General features: G+C 63.8%; 13 protein-coding genes. 4 read left to right on the forward strand and 9 right to left on the reverse strand.

Translation table 11 applies throughout. The annotated features are described in order from the left end of the window. Positions 1 to 353: 353 nt before the first annotated feature. The 3 genes from parA to LQ954_RS16175 are packed head-to-tail and all read left to right on the forward strand — an operon-like array spanning position 354 to position 1,503. Positions 354 to 1,004: a ParA family partition ATPase gene (parA, locus tag LQ954_RS15515; RefSeq protein WP_125946483.1), complete on the forward strand. Its 651-nt coding sequence runs from the start codon at positions 354 to 356 to the stop codon at positions 1,002 to 1,004. After that, the gene (locus tag LQ954_RS15520) at positions 1,004 to 1,312 is read left to right on the forward strand and encodes a ribbon-helix-helix domain-containing protein (protein ID WP_125946482.1); all 309 of its coding nucleotides are present in this window, start codon (positions 1,004 to 1,006) and stop codon (positions 1,310 to 1,312) included. Before parA ends, LQ954_RS15520 begins: the two co-directional genes overlap by 1 nt. 56 nt (positions 1,313 to 1,368) lie before the next feature. Beyond that, the gene (locus LQ954_RS16175; protein WP_265334295.1) at positions 1,369 to 1,503 is read left to right on the forward strand and encodes a hypothetical protein; all 135 of its coding nucleotides are present in this window, start codon (positions 1,369 to 1,371) and stop codon (positions 1,501 to 1,503) included. A gap of 350 nt (positions 1,504 to 1,853) precedes the next feature. Here the strand turns inward: LQ954_RS16175 and rfbA are convergent, their stop codons facing one another. The 7 genes from rfbA to LQ954_RS15555 form a co-directional block, all read right to left on the reverse strand. Beyond that, entirely contained in the window at positions 1,854 to 2,723 is an 870-nt protein-coding gene (gene rfbA, locus LQ954_RS15525) for a glucose-1-phosphate thymidylyltransferase RfbA (RefSeq protein WP_231023963.1), read from the reverse strand. Beyond that, entirely contained in the window at positions 2,720 to 3,613 is an 894-nt protein-coding gene (rfbD, locus tag LQ954_RS15530) for a dTDP-4-dehydrorhamnose reductase (RefSeq protein WP_231023964.1), read from the reverse strand. Before rfbD ends, rfbA begins: the two co-directional genes overlap by 4 nt. Positions 3,614 to 3,653: 40 nt before the next feature. Further along, positions 3,654 to 4,706, reverse strand: a complete 1,053-nt coding sequence (rfbB, locus tag LQ954_RS15535; protein ID WP_231023965.1) for a dTDP-glucose 4,6-dehydratase — start codon at positions 4,704 to 4,706, stop codon at positions 3,654 to 3,656. Positions 4,707 to 4,720: 14 nt separating this feature from the next. Further along, positions 4,721 to 5,317, reverse strand: coding sequence for a dTDP-4-dehydrorhamnose 3,5-epimerase (gene rfbC / locus LQ954_RS15540; protein WP_231023966.1), 597 nt, complete (start codon positions 5,315 to 5,317; stop codon positions 4,721 to 4,723). Positions 5,318 to 5,349: 32 nt separating this feature from the next. After that, positions 5,350 to 6,621 carry a nucleotide sugar dehydrogenase gene (locus tag LQ954_RS15545; protein WP_231023967.1) on the reverse strand — a complete coding sequence of 424 codons (1,272 nt, stop codon included), beginning with the start codon at positions 6,619 to 6,621 and terminating at the stop codon, positions 5,350 to 5,352. Between the two features lie 15 nt (positions 6,622 to 6,636). Continuing rightward, positions 6,637 to 7,677 (reverse strand): SDR family oxidoreductase, encoded by a 1,041-nt coding sequence (locus LQ954_RS15550; RefSeq protein ID WP_269142359.1) that lies wholly within the window; start codon positions 7,675 to 7,677, stop codon positions 6,637 to 6,639. A gap of 78 nt (positions 7,678 to 7,755) precedes the next feature. Next, complete coding sequence (locus LQ954_RS15555) at positions 7,756 to 9,138, reverse strand: right-handed parallel beta-helix repeat-containing protein (RefSeq protein ID WP_231023968.1); 1,383 nt, start codon at positions 9,136 to 9,138, stop codon at positions 7,756 to 7,758. A gap of 106 nt (positions 9,139 to 9,244) precedes the next feature. Between LQ954_RS15555 and asnB the strand changes: the two genes are divergently transcribed. Continuing rightward, a complete protein-coding gene (gene asnB / locus LQ954_RS15560; RefSeq protein WP_227772972.1) occupies positions 9,245 to 11,185 on the forward strand; it encodes an asparagine synthase (glutamine-hydrolyzing) in 1,941 nt (646 codons plus the stop codon). Between the two features lie 22 nt (positions 11,186 to 11,207). On the opposite strand, the gene LQ954_RS15565 is transcribed toward asnB, so the two are convergent. Together LQ954_RS15565 and LQ954_RS15570 are read right to left on the reverse strand one after the other, a co-directional pair. Further along, positions 11,208 to 12,377, reverse strand: a complete 1,170-nt coding sequence (locus LQ954_RS15565; protein ID WP_231023970.1) for a glycosyltransferase family 4 protein — start codon at positions 12,375 to 12,377, stop codon at positions 11,208 to 11,210. Beyond that, the gene (locus LQ954_RS15570) at positions 12,374 to 13,459 is read right to left on the reverse strand and encodes a glycosyltransferase family 4 protein (RefSeq protein ID WP_231023972.1); all 1,086 of its coding nucleotides are present in this window, start codon (positions 13,457 to 13,459) and stop codon (positions 12,374 to 12,376) included. Before LQ954_RS15570 ends, LQ954_RS15565 begins: the two co-directional genes overlap by 4 nt. Positions 13,460 to 13,484: the final 25 nt, after the last annotated feature.

The raw sequence follows: 13,484 nt of genomic DNA on the forward strand, positions 1-13,484 counted from the left end.
GCTTCCTGCCGGTCCACTTCTGGGCGGGACAGCGGGATAGCGGACATCTACTTGTCGGCCTGTCGACACATCGACAGGCAGGATAGTCCCTGCCCGACACCCGACACCCGACACCCGACACCCGACACCCGACACCCGACACCCGACACCCGACACCCGACATCCCGCCAGACCATGCGCCTTGCCTGCTCCCGAACCGCCGCCCCACGCGCGCGCCAGGGGAGGGGATGAACAACCGGGTTTCGCATCGCACGGTCGTCACGGCCTCGCTCGCCACGGGATGCGGCCAAACCGCTGGCACCGGCCAAAATGCTTCTCGACAAGCCATCATGTCGACATGTAGCAGCGTCGCCATGCCGACAATCGCGATCATCAGCCAGAAGGGCGGGGCGGGGAAGACGACGCTGGCGCTTCACCTCGCCGCGATCGCGCAGGAGGCGGGGCGCGTCGCGCTCATCATCGATACCGATCCGCAAGCGACCGCCAGCCAATGGGCCGCCTGGCGCCAGGATCAGCCGCCCGAGGTGATCGACAGCCCCCCGCCGCGGCTCGCCGCCAAGGTCGCCGCGGCGGAAGGGCAGGGGGCCGAGCTCATCGTCATCGATACGCCGCCCCATGCCGACAGCGCCGCGCGTGCCGCGGTCGAGGTCGCCGATCTCGTGCTGATCCCGTGCCGCCCGAGCGCCTTCGATCTCGCCGCGATCCAGACCACGGCGAAGCTCGTGCAACTGCTGCGCAAGCCCGCCTTCGTCGTCTTCACCGCGGGGCCTCCGAACGCAGCCCGCGTCTATGCCGAGGCAGGCGAGCTGGTTGACAGCTACGGCACGCCGCCAGCCCCCGTGATCCTCCCCGATCGCGCCGCTTATCGCCATGCCAGTGCCGAAGGGCGCACCGTGACCGAGTTGGAACCCGAGGGCCGCGCCGCGGCCGAGATCCGTGATCTATACAAATGGACATGTCGACAGCTAGACATGCCGGCACCGCGTTTTCGAAAGGCCGTCTGATGAGCCGCAAGCCGAGCTTCGCCAATCTGCGCACCGCCGCCCCAGCGCCCAAAACGCCGCTGGCCGATCTTCCCCGCCAACAGGCCGCAGCTGTATCGGACGAGGCCGAAGACAGGCCAAAAGCGCCCGCCACACCACGCCCGGAAAGCCGGGTCGGCCGCAAGCAGATCGCCGGTTTTTTCACGCCGGAGATGAGCTTTGCCATGCACATGCTCGCCCGGCGTCAGGACCGCAGTTTGCAGGCGTTGATGGCGGAAGCGTTCAACGATGTCTTACGCAAGTACGGGGAAAGCCCGATTGGAGAGTGATCCACAATGAACCATGAAACAATGGTGGCGTGGATGGTGAAAGGTATGATTGAGTAATGGACCGCGAAGTTATCGCCTACGGGCTTATCATCCTGGTGGTGGTTATCGGCTTGCCGTTAGGCGCCTGGTCCTGGGAAAAGCGTCGTCGCCAGAAACTGCGTCGCCAGGGCATCAAGCGCTACGGTCATTGATAAACAAGGCGCGGCTGCGGGTAGCTTTTAGTCAAGCAGAAGAATGAGTATCGCCGCCCATAACGCCAGTGATGGCGGCAACGCGATGATGAGGCCGTAGAGAGGTGGCCTGCGTGAAGTGCCGTACATTGGGTCGTCTCCTGTCGACCCCCAGGCGCTGTCTCCCATCCTGAAAAAAACACGCCAACATCAAGCGCCGCAAGCTTGTCGCCGACTTGCTGGCCGCTCCTCTATTCAACGACCGCGGACGCGCGAAGTTGCATATGCGTAGAGCCGGCCGATCCATGAAGTAGACGGCGCGAGGGCAGGGGCCTCGCGCCCTAAGTCGCTGATAAGGCCGGCTTCAGCGATCAGTGGCCCTCGACGGCATTCAGGATCGCGCGGCCGTAATTGGTCTTCTTGAACTTCTCGCCGGCTGCGCGGGCTTCGTCCTTGCTGATCCACCCCTGAAGATAAGCGATTTCCTCCAGACACGCGATCTGGATGCCTTGGCGGTGCTGGAGCGTACGAACGAACTCGCTGGCCTCGAGCAGGCTGTCGTGGGTGCCGGTATCGAGCCAGGCATAGCCGCGGCCCATCTGCTCGACGTAGAGGTCGCCGGCTTCCATGTAGAGGCGGTTGAGGTCAGTGATTTCCAGCTCGCCGCGCGCGGAGGGCTTCAGGTTGCGGGCGTATTCCACGACGCGATTGTCGTAGAAATACAAGCCGGTAACCGCGCAGTTCGACTTGGGCTGTGCGGGCTTTTCCTCGAGGCTGAGCGCACGGCCGTCCTCGGCCAGCTCCACCACGCCATAGCGCTCCGGATCCTCGACGCGGTAGCTGAACACCGTCGCGCCATGGGTGCGGTTGACCGCGCTCGCCAGCAGGTCAGTCAGATGCGCGCCGAAGAAGATGTTGTCGCCCAGTACCAGCGCGACGTTGTCATCACCGATGAAGTCCGCGCCGATCGTGAACGCCTGCGCCAGGCCGTCAGGACTGGGCTGCTCGGCATAGGACATCTGCAGGCCGAACGCCGAGCCATCGGCGAACAAGCGCTTGTAATTGTCGAGATATTCCGGGCTGGAGATGATCAGCACGTCGCGAATGCCGGCGAGCATCAGCACCGACAGCGGGTAATAGATCATCGGCTTGTCATAGACCGGCAGCAGCTGCTTGTTCACCGCCAGCGTCGCCGGGTGAAGCCGCGTGCCCGAACCGCCCGCGAGAATGATGCCCTTCATGCCTTGGTGGCTCCGATCAGTTCGTCGAGGATATCGCTGAGTGCGTCCTGCCACGGACGCGGCTGGATGCCGTAAGCCGCGGCGATCGCGGCATGGCTGAGCAGCGAATTGGCCGGGCGCCTGGCAGGCGTCGGATAGTCGCTGGTGGGGATGCCCTTCAACGCGGCCGATGCCCCGCCGCGGGCAGCGCTCTGCGCAAAGATCTCGCGCGCGAAGCCCGCCCAGGTGGTGGGCCCGGCATTGGAGAAGTGGAACGTGCCGGTCGGCGCGGCCTCGTCTTCGACCAGCCGGACGGTGATCGTCGCCAGCGCCTTGGCCAGATCCGCCGCGCTGGTCGGCGTGCCATGCTGGTCCTCGACCACCGTCAGCGTGTCGCGCTCGGCGCCGACGCGAAGCATCGTCTTCACGAAATTGTTGCCATGCGCCGAGACGACCCAGGCCGTGCGCACGATGACATGCCGCGCACCTGAGGTGCGCACTGCCAGCTCGCCGCCCAGCTTCGAGGCGCCATAGACGCCGAGCGGCGCGACGGGATCGTCGACCTCCCACGCGCCCTGTTTGTCGCCGGCAAAGACGTAATCAGTCGACACCTGCACCAGCGGGATACCTGCCTTGGCGCAGGCCTCGCCGAACGCGGCCGGGGCCATGGCGTTGACCGCCCAGGCGGTGACGACGTCGCTCTCCGCCTTGTCGACCGCGGTATAGGCCGCGCCGTTGATCACCGCGGCCCATGGGCGTTCCGCCACCTTGGCGGCGATCGCGGCGGTATCGGTGAGGTCGAGATCGGCGACGTCGATCGCGACCACTTCATAGCCCGCCGGCCAGGCGCAACGCTGCAGCTCGGTGCCGAGCTGGCCGTTCCCGCCGGTGACAAGGATCGCGCGGCTCATTGGCATGTCGCCGTGTCGACAATCATACGGCTAGACAGGATCACGCCGCCACCCCACGCCGCTGCGCCGCGCCCTTTTCGACGATCGGGCGCCACCAGGCCTCGTTGTCGAGATACCAGCGCACCGTCTTCTCGATCCCGGTCTCGAACGTTTCCTGCGGCCGCCAGCCGAGCTCCTGCTCGATCCGCGTCGCATCGATCGCATAGCGCTTGTCATGCCCCGGACGGTCGGCGACCGAGGTGATCTGCTCCGCATAGGGCTTGCCATCGGCGCGCGGGCGCAGGCGATCGAGGATGCCGCAGATCGTGTGGACGACCTCGATGTTCTGCTTCTCGTTGAACCCGCCGACATTGTAGGTTCGGCCAAGCTGTCCACGCTCGAACACCGCCTGCAGCGCGCGGACGTGATCTTCGACGAACAGCCAGTCGCGCACCTGATCGCCCTTGCCGTAAACCGGCAGTGGCTCACCATCCAATGCCTTGGCGATCATCAGCGGCACCAGCTTCTCGGGGAAGTGATAGGGGCCGTAATTGTTCGAGCAATTGGTGATCAGCACCGGCAGGCCAAAGGTGTGGCCCCAGGCGCTGACCAGATGGTCGCTACCCGCCTTGCTCGCGGAATAAGGCGAGCGCGGGTCATAGGGCGTATCCTCGGTGAACAGGCCCTCCTCACCCAGCGAGCCGTACACCTCGTCGGTCGAGATGTGGTGGAAGCGGAACCGCGCCTTGGCGTCGCCCTCCAGGCCCTGCCAATAGCTGCGCGCCTCGGCCAGCATCGTATAGGTGCCGACGACATTGGTCTGGATGAACGCGCCAGGGCCATCGATCGAGCGGTCGACATGGCTTTCCGCGGCGAGGTGGGTGATCACGTCCGGCTTGAACTCGGCGATGGCGGCGCGGACCGCGTCGGCGTCGCAGATGTCGCCCTGCACGAAGCGATAGCGGTTGCTGTTCGCTACCCGCTCGACCGTCGACAGCGTGCCGGCATAGGTCAGCTTGTCGAAATTGAGCACCTCGTAATCGGTGTTCTCGATGAGGTGCCGAACGAGGGCCGAGCCGATGAAACCGGCCCCGCCGGTGACGAAGATACGCATGTCTGGATGATCCTTCAGGCGAGCGGGGTCAGCGGGTTGCCGTCATAGGGGAAGGGGCTGTCGAACTCATCGAGACCGGGCAGCTTCCGATCTTTCTCCGACAGCTCGGGCATCACGCCGGCAGGGATCGGCCAGTCAATGCCCACGGAGTCCCAGCGGATCCCGCCATCCGTCTCGGGCGCATAGGTGTCCGAGCATTTGTAGGTCACTTCGCAATCGGCTTCGAGCGTCACGAAGCCGTGCGCAAAGCCGATCGGGATGAACAGCTGATGCCCGTTCTCGGCGCTGAGCTCCGCGCCCACCCACTGGCCATAGGTTGGCGAGCCGCGCCGCACGTCCACCGCCACGTCCCAGATCCGCCCGCGGATGCAGCGCACCAGCTTGTCCTGCCCGCGCGGCGGGGTCTGGAAATGCAGGCCGCGAAGCGTGAAGGCAGGGACGGACAGCGAGTGATTGTCCTGCACGAACCGGCAGGTGATGCCAAGCGCGGCAAATACGGGCTCGGAATAGACCTCGGTGAACCAGCCACGGGCATCGCCATGGCGCTTCGGGCGGATGAGCTGGACGGGGCTGATAGCCGTAAGAGCAGCGGGTGCCATCTCGTCTGTCATAAGCCCTGTCTCACCGTGACGCGCAGCATTTGTCAAAGCGACCAGTAGGAAATTCCGACCGGAACAGATGAAGGCGCGAGGAATGACCGCACGTCCATGACAAGTGCAGGCCGAAGCTCGGCGATGAGTTCCTGAGCCTTTTCCTTCAACGACCCATGGGGAACCGCAAAGACCAGTACGTCGATGTCGTGCCACTCTCCGGGGTTGCTGAGATCAAGGCCATATTCGTGCTTTGCCTCTGCGGCATCGGCCATTGGATCATGCACGAAAACGGTTGCGCCCGCGCCGTGAAGCGCGGTGATGATATCCGGAACCTTGGAATTGCGCAGATCCGGCACGTCTTCCTTGAAGGTGAGGCCGAGCACGCCGATGCGCACCGTCGCGGGTGCCTTGTCCACCAGCGTCAGCGCCTTGGAAGCGATGAACGCTCCCATGCCATTGTTTACCCGGCGACCGGCAAGAATGACTTCGGGATGATATCCCATCTTCTCGCTGGCATGGGTCAGATAATAAGGATCGACCCCAATGCAGTGTCCACCGACCAGACCGGGCGAGAATTTGAGGAAATTCCATTTCGTGCCCGCCGCATCCAGCACATCGCGGGTGCGCACATTCATCCGGTCAAGGATCAGGGCAAGTTCGTTCATCAGGGCGATGTTCAGATCGCGCTGAGTGTTTTCGAGCACCTTGGCGGCTTCTGCGACCTTGATCGACGGTGCTTCGTGCAGGCCGGCCTGTACGATGCTGCCATAAACGGTGCGCAGGCGCGCAAGCGTCTTCTCGTCTTCCGCCGCGATAATCTTGGTGATCGTCTCCAAGCGGTGTTCCTTGTCGCCCGGATTGATGCGCTCAGGGGAATAGCCGAGCCAGAAATCCACGCCGCGCTTCAAGCCGGATACCTGTTCGATCAGCGGCCCGCACACGTCTTCGGTCACACCAGGATAAACGGTCGATTCAAAGACGATCGCGCAGCCAGGCGAGATGACCTCGCCGAGTTGGCGACAGGCGGACTCCACCGGCGACAAATCAGGCTGCAGCGCATCGTCAATCGGCGTGGGAACGGTGACGATATAGAAGGAGCAGCCCCGCAGATTCTCGGCATCGCCGCTGATCCGCAGCCCGCTGGCGGCAAGCCGTTCATCGTCGATCTCATGCGTCCAGTCCGAACCGGCCTGAAGCGCAGCGACGCGCCGTTCGGATACGTCGAAGCCGACGACATCCTCGAATGCCTCGGCCAAGGCGACAGCGACTGGCAGGCCGACATAGCCAAGCCCGATCACCGCGATCTTCTCGTCGTTACGCATGATCACCCTTTTATTTCAGCTATGATGGCGAATGTACCAGCCCATCGCCTCACGCAGGCCGTCGCCCAGCGTGTGGGTGGGGGCGTATCCAAGCAGGCGACGTGCCTTGGAGATATCCGCCTGCGAATGGCGAACGTCGCCGGGCCGTTCGGGGCCGTACACCGGCGCGCCCGTATGATCCTTGCCATTTTCGGCCAGAATGGACTGGAGCAGGCGAAACAGGTCGTTGAGCGAATTGCGATCGCCAAGCGCGACATTATAGATTTGTCCGCGGGCATCCTGTGCTGCCAGGGCAGCGCGGATATTCGCCTGAACGACATTGTCGATGTAGCAGAAATCGCGGCTCGTCTCGCCATCGCCGTTGATCTGGACCGCATCGCCCTTAAGCATGGCTGCGATCCATTTCGGGATCACTGCGGCATAGGCGCCGTTCGGATCCTGGCGCCGACCAAAGACATTGAAATAGCGCAGCCCCGTCGCGCGGAAATCATAAGCGCGCGTATAGACGCTGGCATATTGTTCGTTGACCGCTTTGGTCACGGCATAAGGCGACAGCGGATTGCCGATGCGATCCTCGATCTTGGGCAGGTGCGGTTCGTCGCCATAGGTCGAACTGGATGCTGCATAGGTGAAGCTGCGCACGCCCGCGCGTCGCGCTGCATCGAGCATGTTCAGGAAGCCCGAGATATTCACTTCGTTCGTGGTCAGCGGATCTGCCAGGGAGCGGGGGACGGAGCCCAAGGCGGCCTGATGCAGGACGTGATCGGCATCGGCCACGATTGCGGCACATGCCGCCCGATCCCGGATATCCGCCTCGACGAAGTCGAATCGTCGCCAATTTTCCTCACCCACATTGGCGCGCACTTCATCGAGATTGTGCCGATGTCCTGTCGCGAAATTGTCGAGGCCGCGGACATGCTGGCCATTCGCCAGCAGCGTTTCGACCAGATTGGAACCAATGAAACCCGCTGCTCCCGTCACGACCCAGGAAGCAGAATTTTGGCGAAGCACGTCGCGGACGGCCTCATCAGCCGCAAGCCAGGATGGTTGATGCAAGTTGCTGCCTTTAGGAGATGACGACGGGCCGTCGCCTAACCGATGCCCGGCAGGCATCCAACAGAAAACCGTACGGTATCAGGGAGCGAGGATTGACCCCGATCGAGCAAGATTGTTCGATCGTATATCGGGCCGACGCAGCAGAACATGCTCCGGATTACGGCGAATGGGCGCAACTGCCGTTAGATTATCCCGAAAGTCATTGTTCGCTAATGTGATACCATCGGATCGGCCAGGGGCTAGGAGAATGCAGGATGTGCCGGGCTTTCCATTGCCGCATCGCGTGAACCGGCTGGCCGAGATCGTTACACTTCCGGCATTGTATATCCCCAGCGCCGTACCATCGACCGTGCCGCATTCTTCGAAGTGGTCGGATATCCGGACATCAAGACATCCATCGGTGTGTCCAGTATAGCCGATGAAGCTTTGCCCCAGATATCGCTGCCAGTGGTTGTTCCGGACAATGATGCCCTTGCCCGAATATAGCCGCACGCCCGCCCGGCCGTCGCTGCCCATGTTGTTTTCGATTACTACTTCCATGGACGGTGTCGACGGTGTGGGGCGACGATGGACGATGATCGCCACGTCGCTGCCACTGCCGCGATAGCGCGAGAAGCGGTTGCCCGAAATGGTCACCCCGCGCGGCAGGCGGCGTACCTGTTCCGGCGTGATCAGGCTGACTTGGCCGACATTGCCGCCGCACCCTTCGAAGACGCAGTTGGTGACCGAAATCCGTTCGAACACGTAGAAGGCAAAGCCGTCCGCCTCAAAATCCACCGGGCCAGGCATGTCGGGCCTGGTGCACCGCACGAAACGGCAGCGGTCGACAACGATATCGCTTCCCCCGATGACGGAGATGCCGTTGCGGTTGTCGTTGTTGATCCCGTCGAAAACGCAGCCGCGCACGGTGATGCGGGCATTCTGCCGCGGCACACGTTCGATCCCCTCACGTTCCGCACCGAGATACAGGCCATCGCCGGCGAAGCCACGGAATGTCACGTTTTCGATCAGGCAGTCGCTGACGCCTGACAGATTGACCAGATTGTGATGCTCAACAAACCCGCCATTCAGGACATGGCCCTCGATGACCATGTCGCGCAACGTGATGCCGCGGGTGGTCACGCGTGAGCCGTCGACGCGAAAGACGTTGGGCACCCTGCGACCTGTGCTGCGCACAACTGTTGTGTCTCCGTCACCGGAAATGGTGGCGCCCTCGGGCAGATTGAGCATGTCGACCAGATACACGCCGCCGGGGCCGGAGCCGCCACCACCAGGCAGATGCACCGGCTGCCCTGTGGCCAGTGCACGGGCGATCGCTGGCGTATCACCGGCATCACCTCGTCGCCGCAGCGCGGGCGCGGGAAGGGGTTCGGCAGCCTGCGCGCCCCGACAGGCGGGGAAAGCGACCAATGGCAAGGCCGTGAACATCAACAGAAGCTGGCGGCGTGCCGCAGAGGTCATTTCTTGTTCCGTGTAGCGTGGTTTCGGACTGAACCAGCGATGGCTTCATTGCGATCCTACAGACCGCTCCCTAATGCCGTCGGTAACAGCTTTAGGAACAGACCAGATGTGCGGCATTGCCGGTTTCGTTACAGGAAACAGCATCGACCTTGCCGCCACAATCCGGGCGATGACCGGGGTGATACAGCACCGCGGGCCCGATGACGAAGGCAGCTGGACCGATACAGAGAACGGCATAGCCCTGGGACATCGCCGTTTGGCGATCCTGGATCTGTCGCCGGGCGGCCATCAGCCGATGCAGTCGGTTAGCGGCCGATACGTGCTGATCTACAACGGTGAGATCTACAATCACGGGGCGTTGCGCACCGCCCTGGAAGAAGCCGGTGCGGCCCCCGAATGGCGGGGCCATTCCGATACCGAGGTGATGCTGGCAGGGTTCGATCATTGGGGTGTCGAGGCGACACTGCAGCGGTTGAACGGCATGTTCGCCTTCGCCTTGTGGGACAAGGCCGACCGATCGCTGATCCTAGCGCGCGACCGGATGGGGGAAAAGCCGCTATATTATGGCGTGCACGATGGCACGTTGCTGTTCGGATCGGAACTGAAGGCGCTGGTCGAGCACCCTGCGTTCCGCCCTCGGATCGACCGGCAGGCATTGGCCGCGTTCATGCGGCTTGGCTATGTTCCGGCGCCGGCATCGATCTGGCAAGGCATTCGAAAACTGCCCGCGGCGCATTGGATGACGATCGCGCGGAACGACATCACGCAGATGGTGGCGCGGCCGTATTGGGATATTGCCGAGGTCGCTCGCGCGGGGGTGGCATCGCCGCGGCAGAACGGGCCGGAACTGGCGAACGAGCTGGAGGCGCTGCTGGCGGACGCGGTGGGATTGCGGATGGAAGCCGACGTGCCGCTGGGCGCGTTTCTGTCGGGCGGGATCGATTCCTCGCTGGTCGCCGGATTGATGCAATCGCGCAGCGCAACGCCGGTGCGGACCTTCTCGATTGGATTCCACGATCCCGCGTTCAACGAGGCACATCACGCAAAGGCTGTCGCCACGCATCTGGGCACGCAGCATACCGAATTCTATGTCGGCATGGACGAGGCCCGCGATCTGTTGCCGGCCTTGCCGCACATCTGGGACGAGCCGTTCGCGGATTCATCGCAGATCCCGACATTTCTGGTCAGCCGGCTGGCCAGCCAGCATGTGACCGTGGCGCTTTCCGGCGACGGAGGCGACGAATTGTTCGGCGGATATAACCGGCACGTGACCGGGGCGGGCATCTGGAACCGGGTGCAGGCGATGCCGGGCGGATTGCGCCAGCTTGCCGCCCAGGCCCTGTCGCACAAGACGGTTGGCAGCGTGGCGGAAAAGGTTTCGGCCATGATTCCGGGTCAGCGGATCGCCGGGCTCGCCGCGCGCCTGCCCAAGGTGGGGGCTGTGGTGGGGGCGGCATCCCCGATGGATTTTTACACCCGCCTTATTTCCCAATGGCAGGAAGAGCCGGTGGTGCTGGGCGCGGACAGCCGCATCGTCCTGAGCGAACCGCCGGCGTTCGACGATTTCCGGAACACGATGATGTTCCTCGACATGACCACCTATATGGTCGACGACATTCTGGTGAAGGTTGACCGGGCGGGCATGGCGTCCAGCCTGGAAGGGCGCGTCCCGTTGCTGGATCATCGCCTGGTCGAATTCGCCTGGCAGGTGCCGATCGAGGCCAAGATCCGCGACGGCCGGGGCAAGATGATCCTGCGTGAAATCCTGGATCGTTACGTCCCGCGTGATCTGATCGACCGGCCCAAATCCGGTTTCGCTATTCCGATCGGGCAATGGCTGGCCGGGCCGCTCCGCCCTTGGGTGGAGGATCTGATCGACCCGCGCCGGATGCGCGAGGAAGGCTATCTTGATCCGGTGATCGTGGCCGATATCTGGCGGCGGTTCCTGAGTGGCGAGGTGCAGCTGGATACACGGCTGTGGTGCATCCTGATGTTCCAGGCGTGGCTGCGTGAACAGCCGATGGCCAACGTAAAGGCAGCTGCCTGACGTCAGCCTCAACTCCCCCGGATCAGCCGGTAATGCCCATGGCGCGCAGCATATGGGCATTGATCCGCCGCACATCGAACCGCTCCTCCGCCAGCTGACGGCTGGCCGCGCCCATCGGCTCGATCAGTTCGGGCTGATCGAGGAAGCGTTTCATGGCCTGCGCCAGCGGCACGGGATCGCGAGCGGGCACGAGGAAGCCATTATAGCCCTCCACCACCGTATCGCGGCACCCCGGCGCATCGGTGGTGACGATCGGGCGAGCCATGGCCATCGCCTCCTGCGTGCTTCGCGGTTTTCCTTCGCGATAGGATGGCAGGACGAACACGCTGGATTGCGCGATAATCGGGCGTACATCATTCTGGTGGCCCGGCCACTCGATCAACCCGTCATCGACCCAGGCGCGCACTTCCTCCAGCGTGAAACCACCGGGATTGGGATCCCACCCGCCCAAGAGGACGAACCGCGCATCGGGATAATCCGCCCGCAGCAGGCGCGCGGCCTCGACGAATTCGGCAATCCCCTTTTCCCGCAGCAGCCGGGCCATCAACAGAAACGTGACCGGCGCCGTGACCGCGGGCGCGGGCGACAGGCGATCGAAATCCACCCCCGATCCGGCGAGCAGTTCGATCCGGCCGGCCGGCGCGATGCCATTGTCGATGAAGAAGCTGCGATCGTCCTCGTTCTGCACGAACACGACCCGGCACAGGCGAAAGGCCAGCCAGTATAGCGACGAGGCGACCCCGCGCAGCACGCGCCGTTTCAGCGTGTCCGGCCCGGCCCCCGGCGTGAAGACATAGCCAAGCCCCGCCACCATCGCGAACCGGCGCTGCACGCCGGCGAGGCGGGCGGCGATCGTGCCGTAGGTGACCGGCTTGATGAAATAACCGAACACCGCATCGGGCTTCAGCCGGCGGAAGGTGCGGACCAGGCCGAACATGTCGCGCAGGTCGCGCAGCGGATGCATGCCGGTGCGTTCCAGCGATACATCGACCGGGATCGCGCCCAATTGCTCCATCGCGGCGCGGGTATCCGCATCATGATCGGGCGCCAGCGCATAGACGGTGATCCCGCGTGACACGAATTCGCGGATCAATGGTCCGCGAAAATTGGCGAGGGTCGCCGCGCCGCTCGTCAGCATCGCGATCGATCGCACGGCGCCTTCGCCCGGCGCGGTCATGGCATGGTCAGTCATGAAGGGCGTTTCCCGGCTGCTGCTCGCAACACGGACAGGACGCGATCCTGTTGCGAGCGCAGCGAATAGCGTTGTTCCGCCACCTCATGCGCATGGCGGCCGAAATCGTGGCGAAGGGCAGGGTCGGTCAGCAACCGTTCGAGCGCCTGCGCCCAGCCTGCCGTGTCCGTGGCGAGAAAGCCGTCCACGCCGTGCGAAACGATCTGCGCATTCACCCCGACGGGCGAGGCGATGACCGGCAGGCCGCACGCCATGTACTGGATCAGTTTATACCCGCATTTGCCGCGCGCCCATGGTTCGTCGGGCAAGGGCATGATGCCGATATCCATCGCCTGGATATCGCTGATCTCGCGATCCTCGGCCCATTCGACCGCCTCGATACCGGCAATGCCACGGGCACGCGGGCCAGCCCCCACGACGCGCAGCGTGGCCCCGTGCCGCGCCAATACCGGCAGCAGCACTGGCAGCATCGGTTCGACATAGCCCCAGGTCGATGGCGATCCGATCCAGCCGACAACCGGCGTCGCGCGGGGCGGGGCATCGGGGCTGATCCGCCACGACGGCTGATAGGCATCGGTATCGACGACGGTCGGCACGATCAGGCTGTTGGAGCAATATTGCCCGACATAGGCCTGAAGATAGGCGTTGCCGCACAGGCACGCCGACGCCTGGCGCAGCAGCGGCGCCAGCTTGTTGCCCAGCACCCGCCGTACCAGCGGCACGCGATGCTGATCGTACATGTGAAAGATCGCATCATCGATATCGTAGACGATCGGCGTCCCCGTCAGTCCCAGCGCGCGTTCCGCGATGCCGGGCAGATAGGGGAATGCCTCATATTGCACCCACAGCACGTCGAACCGGCGCGCGGCGAACAGATCGGCAAGGCGGCGGGCATAGCCACGCGCCACATCCCCGCGCCGCTGCGGCTCACCCCGCGCGAGGCGGGCGACATAATCGTCATCAAGCAGCGGACGGATTTCCAGCTCCACCCCGTGCCGGGCGAGGTGGGGCGCATATTGCAGCAACCGCTGGCGCGTGCTGGCCGCCCGGGTTCCATATTTGGCAAGTCCAAGGACGCGCATCGCTACTCGATCATTGTTCGGATGG

The organism is Sphingomonas sp. IC-11 (genome assembly GCF_021043365.1).
GTDB lineage: Bacteria > Pseudomonadota > Alphaproteobacteria > Sphingomonadales > Sphingomonadaceae > Sphingomonas.